The sequence below is a fragment of the Bacillus sp. C28GYM-DRY-1 genome, assembly GCF_030519405.1.
Taxonomy (GTDB): domain Bacteria; phylum Bacillota; class Bacilli; order Bacillales; family Bacillaceae; genus Bacillus; species Bacillus spizizenii_A.
Genome location: NZ_JAUMKF010000013.1, coordinates 1 through 22,932 on the forward strand (window position 1 = coordinate 1; position 22,932 = coordinate 22,932).

Here is a 22,932-nt window from a genome sequence, read left to right on the forward strand (position 1 = left end):
GGGAAAACGGAATGTGAGCGAACAAGTTCTCCTCACAGCCGCATGCCAGAACATGAAGAAGATTGCCACATACCTAGCCAAGCAGGGCTAGGTATGTGGGAGCTCTTTTTCTGTTTTTGAAATCAGCTGAATATCCAAAAAAACAGCGTAAAACAAAAAAAGCTTGTAGAAAAACATCGTTTTCTCTACAAGCTGACAGAGGCAATCTAGCCTCTGTTTTTTTATTTTCGGCATGTAAATTCCATTTGTGGAACAATCAGAGTGCGTCTCGCCACGCTTTACTTCTCTTACAGAAGTTTTCCGTCAAGGTGCTGTTTATGACGAAAAATGCTGGCACACCATTCTTCACAACCAATCAGCCTTCCTCCTCAGAGTCTGGCTGTTCTGGAAAAAGGACATACTGGTTGCCGCGCTGCCGTATCATTTTAAAAAGTAAAGCTCTAGGACCAAGGGGAAGACCTTGGTCTTTTTTTGTGGGAAAAGGAGAAATGCAATGTTTACACAAGGTGCATTTGTGATCGTGTTGAACGAAAATCAGCAAAATCTGCTGGTTAAACGTAAGGATGTCCCTTTATGGGATCTGCCGGGCGGCAGGGTCGATCCAGGGGAAACTGTTGAGGAAACGGCAGTTCGGGAGGTATTGGAAGAAACGGGATACAGCGCAGCGCTTTCTGTGAAAATAGGTGTCTACCAAAGGCCAAAGTTTCAAGATGAGCAGCATGTATTTGCTGGACACATAACAGGCGGACAAGCGATAGCGAACGGGATGGAGACAGCGGGATTGAAGTGGTTTTCTCCGCTGCGCTTGCCGATTCTTATGGTGCCGAACCGAAAAAGGCAAATCAAAGATTTTGTTAATGGCGCTCTAGATACAACCATCACCCTCAAGGACAAAGGTATGGTTGCGGCGATTGACCTGTTGAAAAGAAGACTGGGCAAGTGATAAAGATCTCCGTGTTTTAAAGCTATTCTCCAGTGGTATTGAAAAAAGGAAAAAGGAGGATACGGCATGGCACATAAAACTGCAGGACAAGCAATGACAGAACTGCTTGAACAATGGGGAGTTGATCATATTTATGGCATTCCCGGAGACAGTATAAATGAGTTAATCGAAGAATTGAGACACGAAAGAAATCAATTGAAATTCATTCAAACCCGCCATGAAGAGGTGGCGGCGCTGGCGGCCGCGGCTGAAGCAAAACTCACCGGCAAAATCGGCGTCTGCCTGTCAATTGCAGGGCCGGGTGCAGTGCACTTATTAAATGGTTTATATGATGCAAAAGCGGACGGCGCCCCTGTGCTGGCAATTGCAGGACAGGTTTCATCAGGCGAAGTCGGACGGGATTATTTTCAGGAGATCAAGCTTGAGCAAATGTTTGAAGACGTGGCTGTATTCAACAGAGAAGTACATAGTGCGGAATCACTGCCAGATCTCTTGAATCAGGCAATCCGCACCGCCTACAGCAAAAAAGGCGTTGCGGTATTAAACGTGTCTGATGATTTGTTTGCGGAGAAAATCAAACGTGAGCCCGTGCACACCTCACCAGTGTATATTGAAGGGAACCTTGAACCGAAAAAAGAACAGCTTGTCACTTGCGCGCAATATATAAATAATGCTAAGAAGCCGATTATCTTGGCGGGACAGGGAATGAAAAAGGCGAAACGGGAACTCCTGGAGTTTGCGGACAAAGCTGCAGCCCCGATCGTTGTCACGCTCCCGGCAAAAGGAGTGGTCCCCGATAAGCACCCGCATTTTCTCGGCAACCTTGGGCAGATCGGCACAAAGCCGGCTTACGAGGCAATGGAGGCATGTGATTTATTAATCATGCTCGGTACTTCATTCCCGTACCGCGATTATTTGCCTGATGACACGCCGGCGATCCAGCTCGATTCAGATCCGGCGAAAATTGGAAAACGTTATCCGGTAACGGCGGGACTTGTCTGTGATTCGGCTCTTGGCCTGCGCGAGTTGACGGAGTTTATTAAACGGAAGGAAGACAGAAGATTCCTGGAGGCCTGCACTGAACATATGCAGCATTGGTGGAATGAAATTGAAAAAGATGAGACTGAGGCTGAAACACCGCTCAAACCCCAGCAGGTCGTGGCGCGTCTTCAGGTAGCTGCAGCCGATGATGCGGTGCTCTCTGTAGATGTCGGCACTGTGACAGTCTGGATAGCGCGTCATTTCAAAATGAAAGCAAACCAGGATTTTATCGTTTCCAGCTGGCTTGCGACAATGGGCTGTGGCCTGCCGGGAGCGATCGCATCAAGCTTGGCCGAACCGGAGCGCCAGGCGATCGCTGTCTGCGGTGATGGGGGCTTTTCCATGGTCATGCAGGATCTCCCGACCGCCGTCAAATACAAGCTCCCAATCACTGTCGTCATTTTAAATAACGAAAATCTCGGCATGATCGAGTACGAGCAGCAGGTCAAAGGCAATATTGACTATGTCACGAAGCTTCAAAATGTCGACTATGCCGCATATGCAGAAAGCTGCGGAGCAAAGGGCATCAAGGTCACCAAAGTGGAAGAGCTTGCGCCTGCTTTCCATGAGGCGCTGCAATCAGATCAGCCGGTCGTCGTGGACGTCATGATCGGAAACGAACCGCCGCTGCCTGGCAAAATCACCTACGGACAGGCAAAAGGCTTCAGCAAATACATGCTGAAAAACTTCTTCGAAAACCAAAAAATCGACATGCCGTCACTGAAGAAAAGTTTAAAACGGTTATTCTAACAAAACAGGGGCCTATTCAGACCCCTGTTTTTTAGGTGTTGGAACCAAATGGATATTGAGTTATCATAGCAATATATTGAATGATAGGAGGAAAGCATGTTTGAATTCACAAAATTAGTGGTGTACTTATTGGGATCTCTAGGGATGATCTATGCAGCGTGTCAAGATGTTCGCCATGCTCAAAACAGACAAAAGGACAAATGCATCTTCTTTCAAAACAAAAAGATTAGCGCATTTGTCCTTGTATGTTTCATATGTTTATTTTTATCAACTCTTACTGAGTTCATGTCTTTATAAGCTTATTTCTCTTTTTTCTTAAGCCCAAAAAAGAAAGGAAAAGCAGAACCGACCAGCAAGGTTCCGAATAAAAACATGCCGCCGATAAACACGTGGAAATTCGTGTGTCCGGCTGTAAACGCGGTGATCAAGGAAATGATACTGAGCACGATCATGGCAATGCCGGGCGCGACACTCATTTTCCCCTTGGATTTATAGGCAACAGCAGAACATAAAATGCCGATTACAATAGGTACAATCCACAAATAAAACAGAATAAATAATGACATCATCAAGACTCCGATTTTTTTCTTCTATCATAACAAATTTCTGGCAAAAAGGGTATTAATGAGCTTTTCGAATCATAAAGAACCGGCTTTAGCAGCCGGTTCTTTTAACGAAACGTATCTACAATTAAAAATACATTCAACGCGACGATCAATACTGCGATCAGCCAAGATACCACCGTGACCCATTTGGCGTTGATCAGGGCTCCCATAATCCGTTTATTACTTGTAAACATAATAAGCGGGATTAAGGCGAAGGCGATTCCGAAGGACAGAACGACCTGGCTCATGACGAGAGCGGTTGTCGGATTGACCCCTGACGCGATAATCAAGATCGGCGGAATGATCGTGATAAAACGCCGCACATACAGCGGAATGCGGTAGTTGATAAAACCTTGCATAATCACGTCGCCTGAAAGTGTGCCGACTGACGAACTGGATAGTCCGGCTACGAGCAGTCCGATCCCGAATAAAACGGCTGACACAGGGCTGACAAGATGTCCGAATTGCTGAAAAGCGACATCGAGATCCTCGACAAACAGGCCGTTTTTGAAGAATAACGCAGCAGCCACAATCAGCATGCTCGCATTAATCGCACCCGCGATCAGCATCGCTATTAAAATATCAATAAATTCAAATCTGAAGATTTTTTTCCGTTCAGTATCAGTTTTGCCGACAACCCGCCGCTGTGTAAGGGCTGAGTGTAAATAAATGGCGTGCGGCATAACCGTTGCACCGAGAATACCCGCTGCAAGAAGCACACTGTCAGTACCTTGAAACGCCGGGACAAAAAGGCCCTTCATCACTGACACGGCATCAGGCTTTGCGAAAAAGGTCTGCAGCGCAAAGGCGATCACCACCACAAACAGCATGCCGGTAATGCCAGCTTCAAGGGAACGATATCCGCGGCGCTGAAGCTCCAATATCGCGAAAGAGCCGATCGCCGCTATAATAGACGCTTCAAGCATCGGGATGCCGAACAGCAAATACAGTCCCAGAGCCGCTCCGATAAATTCGGCCAAATCTGTTGCGATAATGACGAGCTCGCCCTGAATCCATAATCCGATGGAGACAGGCTTCGGGAATTCTTCACGGGCAACTTCGGGCAGGTTTTTGCCTGTCGCGATGCCGAGTTTAGCGGAGAGTGATTGAATTAAAAGCGCCATAATATTAGAAAATAAAATCACCCATAGCAGCATATATCCGTATTTAGAACCCGCTGATATATTCGTTGCGAAGTTGCCGGGATCAATATAGGCGATGGCTGCTATAAATGCAGGACCCAGAAAGGGGAGCAGCCCTCTGAATCCTCTGATTTTCCCGTCAAGCGCATCTTGGACTGCTTTGGAACGGGGAGATTGTGCTGTGATGTCCTTGTTCATCATGTCTCACCTGAATTCTAATTGTTTTTGCCAAACAACAAAGAGTTTCCTTAAGGCAAATTATTTTATCTACATCATATGACCGAACCGGTTTCTTGTCAACCGAAAATGTTCAAAGTATATTCCTGAATTTTTCCCTGTTATGCAACATGATATGTAGAGAATCTGATAAAGGTCCCATAAAAAAAGACATCGTTTCTGTTCGAAACGATGCCTCCTGTATGAAATGAGACTAGGCTTCCTTACGCAGCCCGCGGAATACGAGGCTCAGCAGGAACACGAAGATGGCCGCCCCGATGATGGCTGGGAAAATAGCAAAGCCAGCGAGGCTTGGTCCCCAAGTGCCAAGAAGTCCGTGACCGATCCAAGCGCCGATCAGTCCGGCAATCATGGAACCGAAAATTCCTCCTGGCATCCGGTTGCCGACAATGGCGCTTCCGATAAGTCCAATTAAGATAGCGATAACTAATGAAACCAAAAAGCTAATCATTATATTCACCTCTCCTTAGTGATTTATATATCAATAACCGTTCCAGCCAGTCCAGAAACGTACAAAAGCATATTGGCTTATGATTCTGTTTTTATCTTTCTCTGCACACTGCCATCAGCCAAATGAACAATTACGTCTGTGCCTTTATGTTCCGCAATTTCCTTCGCCCGTTCAATCGCTTCCTTTTTCGTCTCCTTGATGTCAGATACACGTTTGGCATCCTCAGCTTTGACTGCCCAGCCATTTTTATGCTTGATGACATGCTCCGCTTTATTCATTAGCTCCGGTCTGGCGTCATCGTTTGCCTCCTCATCGCGTTCTGTCTCATCAGCATGCTTGAGGAAATCATCAATTTCTTCTTTAGAGGCGTTTTCCGCCCATTCCTTTGCTTTGCTTGTCGCAATCGGAATCGCGCGTCCGTCCTCATAACCCTCATCCATCATCGCATTCGCAATTTCAATTGCTTTTTTCCTTACCGGCTTCTCAAGATTTTTTAATGAAGCGGGATAATCCTTCATCGACCAAGGCATGTCCATCACTCCTTTTTCCTTTTATAAAAATGGTACCCGCAGGTGAAAAATAAAAACGTTTCCGAGAAAATGAAGGTATACTATATAGTAGAAAAAACGGAAGGGAAGTGCGAGTTGGGTGACAGCAGAACGAAAAGAAGACTTACATCAGCAATTAAAAGAAATAGAAAAATGGGAAAAAGCTCAGCAAAAAGTCTGGTTTTGGGAAAAGCTCAGCCGTCTCCCGTTTCAACTGCTGGACAAGCTGACGCCGGAATTCATTCAGAAAAAGATCGGAAAGCTTTTGGATGAGGTCGGCAGCTTTGTTCAAACAGGAGGACAGTATCTGACATCGGAAAAACAGATTATCAAGATGTTTCAAAAGAAACTGCCGGAAGATACCTTCGAATCACTGGAGGACATCCGAAAAGCGCCTCTGCCTGTCATGGATGAAATTGCGGAAGGAATGGGCAAAAACAGAATCAACACGGCAACCGTACAAGGCGCGGCAACGGGTGTTGGCGGTGTGTTTACGCTGGCGGCAGACATTCCGGCCGTGCTAGGTCTGTCGTTAAAAACGTTACAGGATATCGCGGTTGCTTACGGCTATGACCCAAAGGAGAAAAAAGAGCGTGTCTTCATCGTAAAATGTTTGCAGCTGACATCGGCGGATGTTGTCGGCAAAAAAACGATTTTGCAAGAATTAAAAGACTATGATCAAGATCGTACATATAAGAATGTCGCTTCTCAAATCCAAGGCTGGCGCGAAGTCGTTTTAGGATATCGCGACACGTTTGGCTGGAAAAAGCTTTTTCAACTGGTGCCGGTCGCGGGAATGGTCTTTGGCGCGGCAGCCAATCGCTCAACATTAAACGACATTACTGAAACGGGCATGATGCTGTATAAAAAGCGGCGCATTCTTGAGCGGCTGAAAGAAACAGAACAAGAGCTTGAATAGAAGAAAGCAGACGGTCACCGGTACCGCCTGCTTTTTTTTAGTGGAATACACCCAATGTGCTTTGTTTGTTTAAAAGAATGGATAGCGGGAATACAACAACCAACACCAATTAAAGGAGGAATTCAAAATGGCAGACGATAACAAAATGAGTAGAGAAGAAGCAGGTAGAAAAGGCGGAGAAACAACAAGCAAAAACCATGATAAAGAATTCTATCAAGAGATTGGTCAAAAAGGCGGAGAAGCCACTAGCAAGAACCATGACAAGGAATTCTATCAAGAAATTGGCGAAAAAGGCGGAGAAGCCACTAGCAAGAACCATGACAAAGAGTTCTATCAAGAAATCGGCGAAAAAGGCGGAGAAGCCACTAGCGACAATCATGACAAAGAATTCTATCAAGAAATCGGCCGTAAAGGCGGAGAGGCAACAAGCAAAAATCATGATAAAGAATTCTACCAAGAAATTGGCTCAAAAGGCGGAAACGCCCGCAACAACGACTAATTAAAAGCACAAAGGCAGACAACCTGTAGATAAAAAGCGATCCGGCACATCAGCTGGATCGCTTTTTATTTTGGGAATTTTTCTCGATTATGCCGGTATTGCGATACAATAAGTGAAAAAGGGGGTATCGCTAATGTCCGAGATGCAAAATGTGCTCGCCATCGCCAATGAAGTCAAAGAAAAACACGCCAATTTTTTAATTTCAGAGGTCAACGATCACTGTGTGCGCCTCGCTGTGTTTACAGGAGAATATGACTGGCATCATCACCCTGACTCAGATGAATTTGGTGAGCTGCTGATCGATTTTCAGGACAAAGAAACCGCGGTACTCAAAGCAAATGACAGCCTGCTGATTCCAAAGGGAACGATTCACCGCACGCGCTCTCACGTCAGAACGGTGAATCTCTGTGTCGAGCATACACAAGCGAAAACAGTCATCATAGAGGAAGTGCCATGCTGATCAAAAGGATTGTATGTAAAGTAGACGCTGCAAACGCTGAAGCATTTGCAAAAGCGCAGTTACAGTGGGGAGCACTATCACATGTAAATGGCTTCATCAAACAGGCCGGCCGCTGGCGGAAAACAGCAGATGGGCTGTTCACCGCAGAGATCATCAGCGTTTGGGAGAACAGAGCTGCCTATGATCATTTTATGGAGAACGAACATGACAGCATATACGAGGAAAACGAACAGAAGACTGTGATTCTTTCAATAGAAGTGAAGCTGTACGAAGAGAGTGAACAGTACATTCACAGTCTGTTGCATAACTCTGACATCCGGTACGAACCAGACTGGACGGTTCTGAAGGCATAATGAAAGCCCAAAACATTATGTTTTGGGCTTGTGTCTTTACTCGCGTCCCGGAAGCGTATCATGAACAAAAGGCGGTGCTGGTTTTAACTCCGGTTTTTCTCCAAAAGCTTTAGCTTCTTTCACATATTCAAAGGCATCTCCGTCCGGCGCTTTTTCGTTCAGCCAGTTTTGCTCGGAGCTTTCTTCGCCTTCAGAGAAATTGATAAGCTGATGCGAGAATTCTTGTTTTTCGAGTGCTTTCGGGAATGTTCCCGGCACAATCGGGCCTTCTTGTGCTTCTAATTCTTTAATGGCGGCGAGCCATTGGTTTTGGTGCATGGTGTCACGCGCCAGCAGGAAGCTGAGCATATCTTTCACACCTTTGTCATCCGTCATTTCAAACAGGCGTGCAACCTGCAGACGGCCTTGTGATTCCGCATTCAGATTGGCGCGGAAGTCTGCCAGCAGGTTTCCGCTTGCTACGATATAGCCGCCGCTCCAAGGTACGCCTGTACTGCTTTCCGGCATGGCGCCAAGTCCTGATACAATGGCATGGTGAGGGTTCATGCCGCCCAGAATGGAGCCGATGACCGGATCTTCAGCGGCTTTTTCCTGCTGGTCAAGCGGAGCATCCTCAAGAAGTCTGGCGATCATCGTAGCAATCATTTCAACATGCCCGAGTTCCTCAGTTGCCGTATCCATCAACAAATCTTTGTATTTTTCATTTCCTCTTGTATTCCAGCCTTGAAATAAGTATTGCATGGCAACAGAAATTTCTCCGAATTGCCCGCCTAAAATTTCTTGCATTTTTTTAGCGAATAATGGATCTGGACGATCTGGTTTAGCAGGATGCTGCAGCATTTTCGTATGCTTAAACATGTTCCCATCTCCTTTTTTCGTTTATCTCTTTTTATATTTCCGATCCATTGAAAGATAAACAGAAAACAGCGTATCGAGATGGGGATTACGAATTCTGTCGCAGCTCTAAAAGCCCCCGTATCAGTTTCCGGCCGAAGACGGGCTCGTACTGCCGGTAAACAGGATCAAGGCGCTTCATCCATTCTCTTTTCTCTTTATCTGACAGCTCGTAGATTTTAATAGATGAATTTTTTTTGATTTCTTCCAGCTGTTCCTTGTTCATTTCTTCGGCGTACGTTTCGTTCCACTCCGTCGTTTCCTTCATCGCTTCAGTTAAAATACGCCTTGTTTCCGATGATTGTGCGTTCCAGAAATGCACATCAGTCATGACAGCATATCCGAGATATCCGTGGCTGCTTATTGTCAAATAGTCCTGAACATTATAAAATTTTTTAGAATAGATGTTTGAGATTGTATTTTCTTCACCATCGACTATATTGTTTTCTAACAGCTGAAAAGTAGAATTGAAGGATTCCTGATGAGGAGTTGCGCCAAGCAGCTTAAACTGATCCTCTATCACATCGCTTTGCATAATGCGGAGATCTTGTCCTTTTAAATCATCCGGGTCTTTGACCGGCCCTTGATTTGTCGTGATTTGCTTAAAACCGTTTGTCCAATAGGCGAGGCCTTTTAATTGATTTTTCTTTAGAGAATCAAACAGCTGTGTACCGATGCTGCCGTTCAGCCCTTTTTTGGCTGCATCATAATTTGTAAATGCATACGGCAGATCCAGCACGCCCCATTCAGGCGAGAGCATGCCGAGCTTCGATGTGGAGGGGGCGATAAATTGAACATCGCCGTTTTGCAATGCTTCAATTTCTTCAATGTCCGAATACAGGCTTCCATTCGGATACACTTCAATTTTTATTTTTCCGCCTGATTTCTCGTTTACCAGCTCGGCGAATTTATTGGCGGCCAGCCCTTTCGGCGTATTTTCGGCAACCACATGGCTGAATGTAAACACGAGCTGATCCTGTAAGCCTTCCTGGTCGTCATCATAAACAATCTCTTCACTGACGCTATGATCATGAAATCCGATAAATAAAGCGGTTGCAATACCGGCGATCATCAGTGCGAGACATGCAAGCAAACTCTTCATGTAAAGCCCTCCCCTTAGTTAAGGATAATGGGGGCAATGCCATTCGTAAAGACCTGAAAGGAGAAGCTGATGAACAAAAAGAAGCTCTCAATCCGTTGGAAAATCACGATCCTATCCTATATACTCGTCATTTTCTCCTTTTTGATCGGCGGCATTGTGCTCATTGGCAATATCCAGCATACAGAGGAGCGGGAGCTGAAGAAACGGCTGATGAATACGGCCCGGACGGTGTCGGAGATGACAGAAGTAAAAGGGGCCTTGGCGCGAAACAAACAAACAGAAGCTGTTCGCCATGCGGTTGAAGAAATCAGGATGATTAATGAAGCAGACTATATTGTCGTCATGGATATGAATCACATCCGCTACACGCATCCTGTCAGTACAAGCATCGGCAAGAAATCTAAGGGGGCAGACGAAAAGGCGGCGTTTGCGGAGCACATTTATTTCTCAGAAGCAAAGGGTGAGATCGGCACGGCGGTTCGCGCTTTTTACCCGGTGAAGGATCACGGTCTGAACCAGATCGGCGTGGTGCTTGTCGGGAAAACACTGCCGGGGATCGCCGACATCCTCCTTCATTTAAAGCGTGATATTGCGTTCATCGTTGTGCTGACACTTGGCTTCGGGCTTGCAGGTTCCTTTCTGCTGGCCCGCCATATCAAAAAACAAATGTTTCAGCTTGAGCCACATGAGATTGTCCGAATGTATGAAGAACGGACGGCGACGTTTCATTCAATGAATGAAGGCGTGATCGCTATTGACAACCGGCTCATCATTACAATCTTCAATGAAAAAGCGAAACAGATCTTTGAGGTGCAGGGGGATCTGGTCGGGAAGGTGATATGGGACGTTCTCAAGGATTCGCGCCTGCCCGAAATCGTGGAGCGGAACAAAGCGGTTTATAATGAAGAAATTCGCGTTAGCGGAAAGGTCATCATGAGCAGCAGAATTCCGATTGTCATGAAGAAAAAAGTCATTGGCGCCGTCGCTATTTTTCAGGACAGAACGGAAGCCGCTAAGATGGCAGAGGAATTGACGGGCGTCAAAAACTTTGTGGAGGCGCTCCGCGTTCAAAACCATGAGCATATGAATAAGCTGCATACAATCGCCGGCCTCATCCAGCTGGGGAAATCTGAAAAAGCCTTGCAGCTTGCATTTCAGGCATCAACTGAGCAGGGAAATGTGACTGAATTTCTGCACCGTTCAATTCAAAATGACGCCGCGGCGGGCCTTCTATTAAGTAAAATCAGAAGAGGCAGGGAGCTTGGCATTGCAGTTCATATTGATGAAAACAGCAGTCTTCAGCAATTTCCAGAGCATGTTGACCAGCATGATATTGTCGTGCTTCTCGGCAACCTGATAGAAAATGCCTTCGGTTCATTTGAAACAGTTCAATCTGATGATAAACGAATTGATATCAGCATTGAACAAACGGATGATATCCTTGCCATTTTAATAGAAGATAACGGCTGCGGGATTGAACCGGTACATATGCCGCACCTTTACAACAAAGGATTCACGGTTAATAAAACGGGTGGCACAGGTTATGGGCTGTATTTAGTGAAACAAATCACAGACAAAGGATCGGGCACGATAGAAGTTGATTCACACGCGGGACAGGGGACATCTTTTTCTATCGTTTTTCCAATGAAGGGGGAGGAAGCACAGCATGGCTCGTAAGGAATGGAAGGTTCTGCTCATTGAAGACGATCTGATGGTTCAAGAGGTAAACAAGGAGTTCATCACAACTGTCAAAGGCTTTACTGTCTGTGCAACAGCGGGAAACGGAGAAGAAGGCATTAAGCTGATTAAAGAAGAACAGCCCGACCTCGTCATTCTCGATGTGTACATGCCGAAAAAAGACGGAATCAAAACCTTGCAGGAGATTAGAAAGCAAAAACTTGAAGTGGATGTCATCGTCGTCTCCGCTGCAAAAGACAAAGAAACGATCTCTCTTATGCTGCAAAACGGAGCGGCCGACTATATCTTAAAACCGTTTAAGCTTGAGCGAATGAGACAGGCGCTTGAAAAATACAAGCAATATAAACAAAAAATAGAAGCGAGCGATACGCTGTCCCAGGAGCAGCTCGATGCGATCCTGAATATTCCGCAGCAGGTGGTACAGGATTTGCCGAAAGGGCTGAATCATTTCACGATGAATGAAGTCACTGCTTTCTTGAAGCAGCAAACCGCATCTCTTTCTGCGGAAGAGGTCGCCAAGGCGCTCGGCATCGCCAGAGTGACAGCGAGACGATACCTTGATTATCTAGAAAAAAACGGCACCATTAAATTGGACGTTCAATACGGCGGAGTCGGCAGGCCCGTCAATCGCTACGTGTTGAAAGGATAAACCTGAGACCAAAAAGACCAAAATGTTCGTTATGATCATAAACTTCCCCAGACTCCATGAAAACGCTATCATTCTAGTAAGAAAGACACAAAGGAGAATAGGACAGGGGGATGCAGGATATGAAACTGTTTAAAAATTTAACAGTTCAGGTCATAACTGCGGTTATCATTGGGGTCATTGTCGGACTGGTCTGGCCGGATGTCGGCAAAGAAATGAAACCGCTTGGCGATACATTTATCAACGCTGTTAAAATGGTGATCGCTCCAATCATTTTCTTCACAATCGTTCTTGGGATTGCAAAAATGGGCGATATGAAGAAGGTTGGAAAAGTAGGGGGAAAAGCGTTTATTTATTTCGAGATTGTCACCACCCTAGCACTCATTATCGGTTTATTTGTCGTCAATATCATGAAGCCGGGAGCAGGCCTTGATTACAGCAAGCTTGAAAAGGGAGATGTATCACAATACACGCAAAATGGCGGTCAGGGAATCGACTGGGTTGAATTTGTCACACACATTGTTCCGTCCAACATGGTTGATGCCTTCGCAAAAGGGGACATTTTGCAAGTCTTATTCTTTTCTATTCTTTTCGGAGTCGGTCTCGCGGCATTAGGTGAAAAAGGGAAAAGCGTCATTGATTTCTTCGACAAGATTTCTCACGTTTTTTTCAAAATCATCGGCTATATCATGCGTGCAGCGCCAATCGGGGCTTTCGGGGCGATGGCGTATACGATCGGGCACTTCGGTCTTGATTCCATCAAGCCCCTGGCAAGCTTAATGATGTCTGTTTATATTACGATGTTCCTGTTCGTGTTTGTTGTTTTAAATCTCATCTGCAAGCTTTACGGATTCAGCCTGTGGAATTACCTCCGGTTCATTAAAGATGAGCTTCTGATCGTGCTTGGCACAAGCTCATCAGAATCGGTGCTTCCGCGTATGATGGATAAAATGGAGCGCTACGGCTGTTCTAAATCCGTTGTCGGGCTTGTTATTCCGACGGGCTATTCGTTCAACCTCGATGGCACATCCATTTACTTATCAATGGCGACCGTCTTTCTGGCACAGGTGTTTGGAGTAGACCTCAGCATCGGCCAGCAAATTACAATTATCCTCGTTCTGATGCTGACATCGAAGGGAGCGGCAGGTGTGACGGGAAGCGGCTTTATCGTCCTTGCCTCAACACTGTCTGCGCTTCAGGTCATTCCGCTGGAGGGCCTTGCACTCCTGCTTGGGGTCGATCGTTTCATGAGTGAAGGAAGAGCGATTGTGAACCTGATCGGAAACGGAATCGCCACGATCATTGTTGCAAAAAGCGAAAATGAATTCGATGAAGCAAAAAGCATAGAGGCTGTTGAAGGCTTGAAAAAAATGAAAACCGCAGTCTAAAAAAACGGACCCTTCATGGGGCCGTTTTTTTTTAATTGTTTAAGTATAATTAAGGTGAGGACAGAGACCTCAGCATTTTTTTGTTATATAATTTAAAAATGGATACTATATTGAATGAAGGACGTTTGTCCTAACAGGAGTGTATAAATGGCCGCTTTAGTTAAATTTTTTCAGCACCCGGGAGTAAGGCGTTTCTCCGTCTTTGTCGTGTTAACTGGTGTGTTATATCTATTTAAGAGCATGATCAATTTGATATTGCTTACCTTCATTTTCACGTTTCTAATGGATCGTTTGGAGCTTGTCGTACGGCGGTTCGTAAGCCGGTTCTACCGCGTGAGCCAGCGGGTTGTCATTACGTTTCTGTACATGTTGCTGGCTGTGCTGCTTACAGTCGGGGGATTTGTTTTTTATCCGGTCGTCGCGGCGCAGATTCAGCAGCTGGTTAAGCAGATTAAACATATCGCGTATCACCCTGACACCATCCCTTTCTTTGACGAGATCACAAGTGTTTTCGGAGATATTAATATCAGTTCATATGTCAAAGAGGGTTTCAATGTGGTGTATACGTATCTGGCCGATATCAGCACATTCGGCTTGCAGATCGTAATGGCGCTCATTCTCAGCATGTTTTTCTTATTTGAGAAAAAGCGGCTTACTGAGTTCATGGCGAAATTTAAAACAAGCAAACTAAGGGTCTTTTATGAGGAAATTGCTTTTTTCGGAAGCAAATTTGCAAGAACGTTCGGCAAGGTGCTTGAGGCTCAATTCATCATTGCGCTCGTCAACTGTATTCTGACGCTGATCGCGCTTTGGATTATGCATTTTCCGCAGCTGTTTGGGCTTTCTATTATGGTGTTCTTCCTTGGATTGATCCCTGTAGCAGGCGTCGTCATTTCTCTGATCCCGCTCAGTATTATCGCGTACAGCACTGGCGGCGGAATGTATGTGCTTTACATGGTGCTTGTCATATTCGCCATACATGCGATCGAAACGTATTTCTTAAATCCGAAGCTGATGTCTGCGAAAACGGAGCTGCCGATCTTTTTCACCTTCACAGTACTCATTTTCTCTGAGCACTTTTTTGGCATTTGGGGTTTAATCATCGGGATTCCGATTTTTGTGTTTCTCCTAGATATTCTTGATGTCACCAACAAGGAAGAAGGACCTAAAAGATTCCAAGAAAAAAGTAACAAAAAATAGTTTACAAAATTGGATCTTTTCTGTATAAATAAAATAAATCATACAATAGTAAGCCACACGCTAAATCCTTTCTTAAGGAGTGGGGGACCCAATCTTTTGGGGTTAATTTTTCATCTGAAAAACGGACATCTCTTCGTCCGAACCCGTCAGCTAACCTCATCAGCGTGAAGAGAGAGTCCTGTGGTTTGAAGATACAGCCAAAGCCCACGGGAGTCTCTCGCGGGCTTTTTTTCAAAAAAGGGAGGAATGCGGATGAAACTGGCTACAAAGATAATCATTGCATTGGTGCTAGGTGCGATAACGGGAATTATTCTTAACGTAACATCACCTGAATTATTTGAAAATTTAAATAAATTTATATTCGGGCCGCTTGGCACCATCTTTTTAAACCTCATTAAAATGCTTGTCGTTCCGATTGTCTTTTTCTCACTAACATTGGGAGTAGCCGGGCTGGGCGACCCTAAGAAGCTTGGTAGAATCGGTGTTAAATCGGTTTCTTATTTTCTCGTTACGACAGCAGTGGCGATTACCATTGCCATGATTTTAGCTCTTGTCATCAAACCGGGAGAGTTTGGAACGTATGATACATCGTCTGCCGAATTTACTGCTGAAAAAGCGCCAAGTATTGCGGACACCCTGTTAAACATTATTCCGGCCAACCCTGTTCAAGCGATGACGGAAGGAAATATGCTGCAAATTATCGCTTTTGCCATTTTTGTAGGGCTTGGGATTACAATGCTCGGAAAAAAAGCGGATATGCTTCTCAAGGTGGTTCAACAAGGAAATGAATTGATGATGTACCTGGTGAACCTTGTAATGAAGTTCGCTCCGTATGGTACATTCGGTCTGATTGCGACAGCTATTGGAAGCCAAGGGTTCAGTGCAATGAAAGCGATGGGCTTGTACATGATTGTGGTAACCCTTGCGCTACTGATACATGCGGTCGTTACCTACGGGTCTACGGTTGCGCTTATAGCCAGAAGAAACCCGATTACGTTCTTTAAAAATTTCTCAGAGGTGATGGTCGTTGCATTCAGTACTTCCAGCAGCAATGCGACCCTGCCGGTATCCATGGATGTGGCACAGAGAAAATTAAAAGTGCCTGAGCCGATCAGCAGCTTCGTTCAGCCGCTCGGTGCTACAATTAATATGGACGGAACAGCCATCATGCAAGGGGTAGCCACCGTCTTCATTGCGCAGGTATTCGGGCATGATCTGACATTCACTCAGCTGCTGATGGTGATACTGACGGCAGTGTTAGCAAGTGTCGGCACCGCGGGTGTTCCTGGAGTCGGCTTAATTATGCTCGCCATGGTGCTTCAATCTGTCGGCTTGCCTGTCGAGGGAATCGGATTAATTCTTGGAATTGACCGCCTGTTAGATATGCTCCGGACAGTGGTGAATACAACAGGAGATGCGGCATGTGCCGTCATTATTACAGAAACAGAAAAGAACAAACAGCCTGAGCAAGCGCCGACTCTATCGGTTTAACCAAACATTTGGAAGCAACAAATGCTATAATACAAACAGTGCCTAATTTTTGGGCACTGTTTATTTTTTGTCGAAAAAGGAGGAAGGCTTTATGGCTGAGCCGATTTTACATATTGAAGGCCTCGATAAAAAGATTGGGTCTACACAAATCTTAAAACAAATCAGCATGGACATCATGGAGGGCGAAATCATCGGCCTGCTCGGTCCGAATGGTTCCGGAAAAACGACACTCATCCGTATCATCGTCGGGCTGTTAAAACAAAACAGCGGAAGTGTGACAATCAGTGGTTTTCAGCATGATACAGAGTTTGAAAAAGCGATGGGAGCGGTTGGAGCGATCGTCGAAAATCCTGAGTTCTATCCGTACCTGACAGGATGGGAAAACCTTAAGCACTTTGCGAATATGCACAAAAAAATAGCGGATGAACGGCTTGATGAAGTAGTGGAACGTGTAGGGCTGACATCGGCGATTCATGATAAGGTGAAATCCTATTCCCTCGGCATGCGCCAGCGTCTTGGTATTGCACAGGCGATTCTTCACCGGCCGAAGCTTCTTATTTTAGATGAACCGACAAATGGTCTTGATCCTGCCGGCATGAAGGATTTTCGCGATCATATTAAGGAGCTCGCAGAAAAGGAAGGAACAGCAGTCCTGTTCGCCACTCACTTGTTGCGGGAGGTTGAAGATCTGTGTAACCGTGTCATCATCATTCAAAAAGGCGAGATTAAAGCGGAAGTCAGCTTACATGGAACAGATCAAAAGACAGAAAAAGCGATCATTGAAGTGCAGCCGGAAGAAAAAGCGCTCAATTGGCTGGCAGGCAATCAATATCAGGCAGAGCGGCAAGACGGGGCGATTGTTGTTGAGGTAGCAAAAGAAAACATTCCGGAGCTGAACCGTTCACTTGTCGGACAAGATCTGAATGTCTTTTCCATTATGCCTTATACGCAATCACTTGAAGATGAATTCATAAAAGCAACAACTGCTCATCAAGAGGAGGGAGAAGAGCTTGTCTAAATTAATTTGGAATGAACATATGAAACTTTTTAATCGGAAGGTAACGTTAGTATCTCTTATCCTGATGGCGGTCTTTCAATTTTTCATGGCCTTGATTATTAAACGGATAGTCATCAGTGCCGGAACGGATGAAAACTTCATCGGCTATTTATCGTATACACCGAGCCTGAACATCCTGCTGCAGGCCTTAACGATCGTGATTGCAGCGACAATTGTTTCGATGGAATTTGATAAAAAGACGATCAAATTTTTGCTCATCCGTCCTGTTAAACGGCAAAAGGTTTTTTGGTCAAAATTAATCACAGTCGTGATGGTCAGCTTTTATTTGTATTTGGCATACTACATCTTGGCATTATTATTCGGTCTCGTCTTTTTCGGCACATCCGTGAGCGCGGAATCAAAGACATTGCTGATCAACACCTTGGCGCTGATCGGCTCAAATTGGCTTGAATCCGTAATGATGGGATTATTCGGGCTGCTTTGTTCTTCACTGTTCCGCAACAGCGCGGTAGCAGTTGTCGTTTCTTTTGTCGTTTTATACGGAGCGAGTACACTTGTCCAGCTCATGAAGCTCTTTGAAAACAAATGGGGCAGCTTTTTGCTTTTTGCCAATACTGACTTTACACAATATAGTAGCGGAGCGACAGCTTTGTTCTCCGGCATGACACCATTATTTTCAGTAGGGATTATCATCATACATGCCATATTCTTCATCGCCGTTGGCTGGTGGTGCTTCTGTAAACGGGATGTCCGGGTGTAAAGGAAAGGAATGACATTTTTGTGAAAAAGCTCACGTAAATCAATATCATTTGATAATTTGGTTTATACTAAAGGTACTGACGGAGGTGTCTCGATTGAGGAACTTTATTACCGCTTTACCGATTGTATTGCTGCTTGGATTCTCATTTGTGTCATTCATGTTTCAGTTTGAACATCTTGTTTATTTCAGACTCGCGCTTGGATTGTTTTCTCTCGTGGGGCTGTACATGATATATAAAATGAAGACGGGCATTCGTTATTTTATCATCTACCTGTATGCCAGCTGGATTGTGCTTGCGGCAGTGACTGCGTTTGAAGAGCCGATTTTTTCGAGCTTTTTCTTTGGCGGCCTGGTGATGACAATGGGTTACCTGACATATATGCTGATTTATCTCGGCATGAAACAAGACCGGGATGCAAATCCTGTGTAATCGCGCTGTTCCCTTAGGGGAACGGCGTGTTTTTCTATACCGGACAAAAGGTTAACAGTTGCGGAATAATGGCAGGAAATCTATAATACATATTAAATTTATCGGAATTGAAACTTGGGGGTCTGCCGGATGTCATTATTTATACAAAACGATCAACAGCGGCAATGGATGGAGAAAATTGGCCGGATTGCGGATGAGTTTCAGCAAACAGCAGCTGAAGATGACGAACAGGGACGTTTTCCAGCAGAAAAAATACAAAAACTGCGTAATGCTGGGTATACGGCATTAACATTGCCGGCATCCCATGGAGGGGGAGGCATTTCTGTATACGATATGCTCCTGTTTCAAGAACGGCTGGCACGGGGAGATGCTCCTGCAGCACTAAGCATCGGCTGGCATTTGAGCGTAATCGGAGAGCTTGGAGAAGGCAACAGCTGGGATAAAGACGTATTTGCGTATATTGCAAAAGAAGTTCAAAACGGAGCCGTCATCAACAGGGCGGCGACAGAAGCGAAAACAGGGAGCCCGACAAGAGGAGGGCGTCCCGGTACAAACGCCGTGAAAAAGGATGGCAAATGGACAGTGAACGGCAGAAAAACCTTTACGACGATGTCACAAGCACTGGATTATTTTCTAGTGACAGCATGGATTGAGGAGAAACAAACTACAGGCGTGTTTCTCATTCATAAAGATGATCCCGGTTTGTCGATTGAAGAAACGTGGGATATGATGGCGATGCGGGCGACTGGAAGCCATGACCTTGTACTGAATGAGGTAACGCTTGATGAGCAGAAACTGGTTGAATTACTTCAAGGGCCTCGGGGAGCTAAGCCGAATGGCTGGCTGCTTCACATTCCGGCGATTTATCTTGGCATTGCTCAAGCGGCGCGAGACTATGCGGTGCAATTTGCATCTGAGTATTCCCCAAATAGTTTGAAGGGACCGATTAAGGATGTCCCAGCCGTACAGCAACGAACAGGCGAAATGGAGCTTGAATTGCTCAATGCCAGACATGTTCTTTTCCATACCGCTCAATTGTACGACGATCCGGAGCGCCGTCCTCGCTTGAGAAGCGAGCTTGGCGCGGCGAAGCATATCGTCACAAATGCTGCGCTGTCTGTTGTCGATAAAGCGATGAGAATTGTCGGCGCCAAAAGCCTTGAACGAACCAACCCGCTTCAGCGCTATTACCGTGATGTGCGCGCCGGTCTCCACAACCCGCCGATGGATGACGCGGTGATCCAAAAGCTGGCCGCGGAAGCGTTTGAGTCATGAAAAAAGAGCCTTCCGGGCTCTTTTTATGTATTGCTTTGCTCTTGCAGATTTTTTTGATGCTTGCGGTCGATTCTGTCATAAATGACGTTCATCAGCTTTGGATTCCCCATAATCGCCTCTTTGTTTTCCTGGATCAGTTGTTGGTAGGTTTTTGCTTTACGCTTCGGCATGCTCCGGCGCCCTCCTGATATGTTTGTATTCACTTTCTAACTCCGTTAGCGACAATTCATACAAATGATGCTTTGACTTTTTGTATATACCATTCTGTATGAACAGATGAATGAGCTGTTTTTTTCTGATTTCTGCAGACTGAGGTGTCATTGTGTCACCAACCTCCAATCAAACGATATTGATAATCATTATCAATTAACCTTAGTATACAATGTCCACATTAGCCTGTAAAGGTGAAAACAGTCCTATTCATTGGCAAGTTGGCAAACTTTCAACAGATCGACAAAAATTCCCCGGGCAATAATTTGCTGTCGAAATGTGCCTCTTATGAATGTTTCCGCTCTATTTTTTATGTTTTGAACCATACTATGTAATAGAATGGAGGCTGGTATTCAATGGTGCGGACAGAAAATCTGAAAAAAGGAGAAAAAGGGGCGCTCCTCAATATTTTGGCATATGTCATCCTTGCTGTTGTGAAGCTTGTAATCGGAATTCTATATCATTCCGAAGCGCTGAGAGCAGACGGGTTAAATAATGGAACAGATATTGTTGCGTCAATTGCTGTGCTAATTGGATTGCGTATTTCCCAAAGGCCGGCTGACAGCGATCATCCATATGGCCATTATCGGGCTGAAACGATTTCGTCTCTTGTTGCGTCTTTTATTATGATGGTTGTCGGCATTGAAGTGTTAATCGGCGGAGGCAGAGCGATTGCGGACGGAACAACGGAAACGCCAAGTCTTATCGCTGCATGGACGGCGTTAGGCAGTGCTGTGTTTATGTATGGCATCTATTTATATAACAAAAGGCTGGCATCATCGATTAAAAGCTCTGCTCTTATGGCAGCGGCAAAGGACAGCAGGTCAGACGCTTTTGTAAGTGCCGGAGCATTTATCGGGGTGTTGTCATCCCAGCTGCAGCTGCCGTGGATCGATCCGGTAACGGCTTTTGTCATCGGTATCATCATCTGCAAGACGGCGTGGGATATCTTTAAAGACGCTTCACATTCTTTAACAGACGGTTTTCATATAAAAGATCTTGAGCCTTACAAACAGACCGTCGGCAGAATTGAGAATGTACATCGACTTAAAGATGTGAAAGCGAGGTATTTAGGAAGCACTGTTCATATCGAAATGGTCATTACAGTTGATCCGAAGCTTACAGTAGAAGAAGGCCATGGAGTGGCGGATGAAGTAGAAGACAAAATAAAACATGAACACGATGTGACTCATGTTCATGTTCATGTAGAGCCTGACGACATAAAATAAGGCTGTTTAACGAATTAGCTTATATGTTCAGATAAAAATTCAGTCACTTCTTCAGGCGTTTTGGCATTGGCGCTGTGAAGGTGAGCTGTTTTTTCACCGTTTTTGAAGATAAGTAAGCTAGGAATACCCATTACTTGGTATTTTTCAGCCGGTTCAGGAAGCTCGTCCTTATTCAGCTCATACCAATCATTCTGATTGTACTCTTCCAAAATATCGCCGATGAACATATTCATGCGTGTGCAGTCTGGGCACCAATCAGCATAAAACTTTACGATAATTTCTTTATCAGATTGAATCAGTTCATTAAATTGTTCGTTTGTCGTGATTTTTTTCATATGTCACATCTCCTTTTCAATGCCATTTTAATATAAAATAAAAAGGAATTACATACAAATGCATTCAACATCAGCATGCCCAAAAATAATTAGATCATTTTCTTGTGAAAATGATAAGATAGTAAAGATGAATTGTAGTGGGGGGAGTATCCATTGAAAACAAGTCTAGGATTAGTGTACGGAGGAAAGTCGGCAGAACATAATGTTTCCCTGCAGACAGCTCTGGCTGTAATCAAAGCGCTAAATACTGAGAAGTTTGATATACATCCGATTTATATAACAGAAAAAGGTGAATGGGTAAAAGGCGCCCGTTTAACTGAGCCTGTTTCAAATGTGAAAATGCTTCAATTTGAGCAAGGAGGCAGTGCTTTTTCTCCAGCTGCCCTAAACCAGGAAATGTTTCCGCAGGAAGCGTCACAGCAAAATGAAGCCATCGACGTCGTATTCCCGCTCCTCCACGGACCGAACGGAGAAGACGGTACGATCCAAGGAATGCTCGAACTGTTGAATATTCCTTATGTCGGCAACGGTGTGCTTGCTTCCTCAGCTGGCATGGATAAAGTTGTCATGAAACATTTGTTCGCGCAGGCCGGCCTTGCTCAGGCTAAATACGCAGCTTTCCTTAAGAAAGATTGGACTCGTTCTCCGGAAGAAAGCTGTGAGCAGGTCGAACAGGAATTAGGCTATCCTTGCTTCGTAAAACCGGCGAACCTGGGTTCAAGTGTCGGAATCAGCAAATGCCGAAACCGTGAAGAATTGCAAAAAGCGTTTGAGCTCGCATTCCAATATGACCGCAAAGTCGTCGTCGAAGAAGGAATTAACGGCCGTGAAATTGAAATCGGCGTTCTTGGAAATGACGATCCTAAATGCTCTGTTGTGGGAGAAATCGCACCGAAGACAGATTTCTACGATTACAAAGCGAAATATGAGGATGGAGACACTGATTTGATGATTCCGGCGCATGTGACCGACGAGGAATATGCGAAAATCAGTGATATGGCGATTAAGGCGTTTAAAGCAATCGATGGGTCAGGACTCGTTAGAGCGGACTTCTTCCTGACAGCTGAAGGCGAAGTTCTGATTAATGAAGTCAATACAATGCCTGGCTTTACACCTTTCAGCATGTTCCCGCTGCTTTGGAAAGAGGCTGGAGTGGAATACGCTGACCTGATTGAACAGCTTGTGGAGCTTGCAAAAGAACGCCATGCTGAAAAACAATTAATTAAGCATACATTCTAATAATGAACATGGACACTGCCGGTAAGAGGGCAGTGTCTTTTCCCGTATATATAAAAGAAAGAGAGGGAC

26 protein-coding genes, 1 pseudogene and 1 riboswitch are annotated in these 22,932 nt (G+C 45.1%); of the genes and pseudogenes, 18 read left to right on the forward strand and 9 right to left on the reverse strand.

The window, feature by feature from the left end:
- Positions 1-290: 290 nt before the first annotated feature.
- The 3 genes and pseudogenes from Q3W56_RS13360 to Q3W56_RS13370 form a co-directional block, all read left to right on the forward strand.
- A pseudogene (locus tag Q3W56_RS13360) lies at positions 291-436 on the forward strand (hypothetical protein); the annotation flags it as partial.
- Between the two features lie 57 nt (positions 437-493).
- The gene (locus Q3W56_RS13365; protein ID WP_302895830.1) at positions 494-943 is read left to right on the forward strand and encodes an NUDIX hydrolase; all 450 of its coding nucleotides are present in this window, start codon (positions 494-496) and stop codon (positions 941-943) included.
- A gap of 66 nt (positions 944-1,009) precedes the next feature.
- Positions 1,010-2,734: a pyruvate oxidase gene (locus tag Q3W56_RS13370; protein ID WP_302895831.1), complete on the forward strand. Its 1,725-nt coding sequence runs from the start codon at positions 1,010-1,012 to the stop codon at positions 2,732-2,734.
- 299 nt (positions 2,735-3,033) lie between these two features.
- Here the strand turns inward: Q3W56_RS13370 and Q3W56_RS13375 are convergent, their stop codons facing one another.
- The 4 genes from Q3W56_RS13375 to Q3W56_RS13390 all read right to left on the reverse strand — a co-directional run bounded on the left by Q3W56_RS13375 (position 3,034) and on the right by Q3W56_RS13390 (position 5,699).
- Positions 3,034-3,300 carry a hypothetical protein gene (locus Q3W56_RS13375; RefSeq protein ID WP_302895832.1) on the reverse strand — a complete coding sequence of 89 codons (267 nt, stop codon included), beginning with the start codon at positions 3,298-3,300 and terminating at the stop codon, positions 3,034-3,036.
- A 104-nt stretch (positions 3,301-3,404) separates the two neighbouring features.
- On the reverse strand, positions 3,405-4,682 hold the full coding sequence (locus Q3W56_RS13380) for an Nramp family divalent metal transporter (RefSeq protein ID WP_302895833.1): 1,278 nt from the start codon (positions 4,680-4,682) through the stop codon (positions 3,405-3,407).
- A gap of 229 nt (positions 4,683-4,911) precedes the next feature.
- Positions 4,912-5,169, reverse strand: a complete 258-nt coding sequence (locus Q3W56_RS13385; protein WP_268398797.1) for a GlsB/YeaQ/YmgE family stress response membrane protein — start codon at positions 5,167-5,169, stop codon at positions 4,912-4,914.
- A 77-nt stretch (positions 5,170-5,246) separates the two neighbouring features.
- Complete coding sequence (locus tag Q3W56_RS13390) at positions 5,247-5,699, reverse strand: DUF2188 domain-containing protein (RefSeq protein ID WP_302895834.1); 453 nt, start codon at positions 5,697-5,699, stop codon at positions 5,247-5,249.
- A 118-nt stretch (positions 5,700-5,817) separates the two neighbouring features.
- Between Q3W56_RS13390 and Q3W56_RS13395 the strand changes: the two genes are divergently transcribed.
- From Q3W56_RS13395 to Q3W56_RS13410, 4 genes are all read left to right on the forward strand, one after another.
- The gene (locus tag Q3W56_RS13395; RefSeq protein ID WP_268398800.1) at positions 5,818-6,636 is read left to right on the forward strand and encodes an EcsC family protein; all 819 of its coding nucleotides are present in this window, start codon (positions 5,818-5,820) and stop codon (positions 6,634-6,636) included.
- 127 nt (positions 6,637-6,763) lie between these two features.
- Positions 6,764-7,135: a glucose starvation-inducible protein GsiB gene (gene gsiB / locus Q3W56_RS13400; protein ID WP_302895835.1), complete on the forward strand. Its 372-nt coding sequence runs from the start codon at positions 6,764-6,766 to the stop codon at positions 7,133-7,135.
- 133 nt (positions 7,136-7,268) lie between these two features.
- Positions 7,269-7,595 (forward strand): cupin domain-containing protein, encoded by a 327-nt coding sequence (locus Q3W56_RS13405; protein WP_302895837.1) that lies wholly within the window; start codon positions 7,269-7,271, stop codon positions 7,593-7,595.
- Positions 7,589-7,948, forward strand: a complete 360-nt coding sequence (locus tag Q3W56_RS13410; RefSeq protein ID WP_302895838.1) for a YdbC family protein — start codon at positions 7,589-7,591, stop codon at positions 7,946-7,948. The genes Q3W56_RS13405 and Q3W56_RS13410 overlap by 7 nt, the downstream gene beginning before the upstream one ends.
- A gap of 36 nt (positions 7,949-7,984) precedes the next feature.
- Here the strand turns inward: Q3W56_RS13410 and Q3W56_RS13415 are convergent, their stop codons facing one another.
- Both Q3W56_RS13415 and Q3W56_RS13420 read right to left on the reverse strand, forming a co-directional pair.
- Positions 7,985-8,806, reverse strand: a complete 822-nt coding sequence (locus tag Q3W56_RS13415; RefSeq protein ID WP_302895839.1) for a manganese catalase — start codon at positions 8,804-8,806, stop codon at positions 7,985-7,987.
- An 85-nt stretch (positions 8,807-8,891) separates the two neighbouring features.
- Complete coding sequence (locus tag Q3W56_RS13420; RefSeq protein ID WP_302895840.1) at positions 8,892-9,944, reverse strand: TRAP transporter substrate-binding protein; 1,053 nt, start codon at positions 9,942-9,944, stop codon at positions 8,892-8,894.
- Between the two features lie 69 nt (positions 9,945-10,013).
- Here Q3W56_RS13420 and dctS point away from each other — a divergent pair, with 69 nt between their 5' ends.
- The 9 genes from dctS to Q3W56_RS13465 all read left to right on the forward strand — a co-directional run bounded on the left by dctS (position 10,014) and on the right by Q3W56_RS13465 (position 19,850).
- On the forward strand, positions 10,014-11,621 hold the full coding sequence (dctS, locus tag Q3W56_RS13425; RefSeq protein ID WP_302895841.1) for a two-component system sensor histidine kinase DctS: 1,608 nt from the start codon (positions 10,014-10,016) through the stop codon (positions 11,619-11,621).
- Positions 11,611-12,291, forward strand: a complete 681-nt coding sequence (gene dctR, locus Q3W56_RS13430) for a two-component system response regulator DctR (protein WP_302895842.1) — start codon at positions 11,611-11,613, stop codon at positions 12,289-12,291. Before dctS ends, dctR begins: the two co-directional genes overlap by 11 nt.
- A 119-nt stretch (positions 12,292-12,410) precedes the next feature.
- Positions 12,411-13,676 carry a C4-dicarboxylate transporter DctP gene (gene dctP, locus Q3W56_RS13435; protein WP_302895843.1) on the forward strand — a complete coding sequence of 422 codons (1,266 nt, stop codon included), beginning with the start codon at positions 12,411-12,413 and terminating at the stop codon, positions 13,674-13,676.
- Between the two features lie 147 nt (positions 13,677-13,823).
- The gene (locus Q3W56_RS13440) at positions 13,824-14,876 is read left to right on the forward strand and encodes an AI-2E family transporter (protein WP_302895844.1); all 1,053 of its coding nucleotides are present in this window, start codon (positions 13,824-13,826) and stop codon (positions 14,874-14,876) included.
- Between the two features lie 48 nt (positions 14,877-14,924).
- Positions 14,925-15,055, forward strand: a riboswitch (cyclic di-AMP (ydaO/yuaA leader).
- Between the two features lie 73 nt (positions 15,056-15,128).
- The gene (locus Q3W56_RS13445; protein WP_302895845.1) at positions 15,129-16,367 is read left to right on the forward strand and encodes a dicarboxylate/amino acid:cation symporter; all 1,239 of its coding nucleotides are present in this window, start codon (positions 15,129-15,131) and stop codon (positions 16,365-16,367) included.
- A gap of 91 nt (positions 16,368-16,458) precedes the next feature.
- The gene (locus Q3W56_RS13450; protein ID WP_302895846.1) at positions 16,459-17,385 is read left to right on the forward strand and encodes an ABC transporter ATP-binding protein; all 927 of its coding nucleotides are present in this window, start codon (positions 16,459-16,461) and stop codon (positions 17,383-17,385) included.
- The gene (locus Q3W56_RS13455) at positions 17,378-18,145 is read left to right on the forward strand and encodes an ABC transporter permease (RefSeq protein WP_302895847.1); all 768 of its coding nucleotides are present in this window, start codon (positions 17,378-17,380) and stop codon (positions 18,143-18,145) included. The genes Q3W56_RS13450 and Q3W56_RS13455 overlap by 8 nt, the downstream gene beginning before the upstream one ends.
- 94 nt (positions 18,146-18,239) lie before the next feature.
- The gene (locus Q3W56_RS13460; RefSeq protein ID WP_003225151.1) at positions 18,240-18,575 is read left to right on the forward strand and encodes a hypothetical protein; all 336 of its coding nucleotides are present in this window, start codon (positions 18,240-18,242) and stop codon (positions 18,573-18,575) included.
- Positions 18,576-18,704: 129 nt separating this feature from the next.
- Complete coding sequence (locus Q3W56_RS13465; protein ID WP_302895848.1) at positions 18,705-19,850, forward strand: acyl-CoA dehydrogenase family protein; 1,146 nt, start codon at positions 18,705-18,707, stop codon at positions 19,848-19,850.
- Positions 19,851-19,873: 23 nt separating this feature from the next.
- On the opposite strand, the gene fbpB is transcribed toward Q3W56_RS13465, so the two are convergent.
- On the reverse strand, positions 19,874-20,053 hold the full coding sequence (gene fbpB / locus Q3W56_RS13470) for a Fur-regulated basic protein FbpB (protein ID WP_080010237.1): 180 nt from the start codon (positions 20,051-20,053) through the stop codon (positions 19,874-19,876).
- A complete protein-coding gene (locus tag Q3W56_RS13475; RefSeq protein WP_302895849.1) occupies positions 20,007-20,171 on the reverse strand; it encodes a Fur-regulated basic protein FbpA in 165 nt (54 codons plus the stop codon). Before Q3W56_RS13475 ends, fbpB begins: the two co-directional genes overlap by 47 nt.
- A 245-nt stretch (positions 20,172-20,416) precedes the next feature.
- On the opposite strand from Q3W56_RS13475, the gene Q3W56_RS13480 reads away from it, so the two are divergent.
- Complete coding sequence (locus Q3W56_RS13480; protein WP_302895850.1) at positions 20,417-21,289, forward strand: cation diffusion facilitator family transporter; 873 nt, start codon at positions 20,417-20,419, stop codon at positions 21,287-21,289.
- Positions 21,290-21,303: 14 nt separating this feature from the next.
- Here Q3W56_RS13480 and Q3W56_RS13485 read toward each other — a convergent pair whose 3' ends face one another.
- Positions 21,304-21,624, reverse strand: coding sequence for a thioredoxin family protein (locus Q3W56_RS13485; RefSeq protein WP_019713385.1), 321 nt, complete (start codon positions 21,622-21,624; stop codon positions 21,304-21,306).
- A gap of 153 nt (positions 21,625-21,777) precedes the next feature.
- Here Q3W56_RS13485 and Q3W56_RS13490 point away from each other — a divergent pair, with 153 nt between their 5' ends.
- A complete protein-coding gene (locus Q3W56_RS13490) occupies positions 21,778-22,863 on the forward strand; it encodes a D-alanine--D-alanine ligase (RefSeq protein WP_019713386.1) in 1,086 nt (361 codons plus the stop codon).
- Positions 22,864-22,932 lie beyond the last annotated feature (69 nt).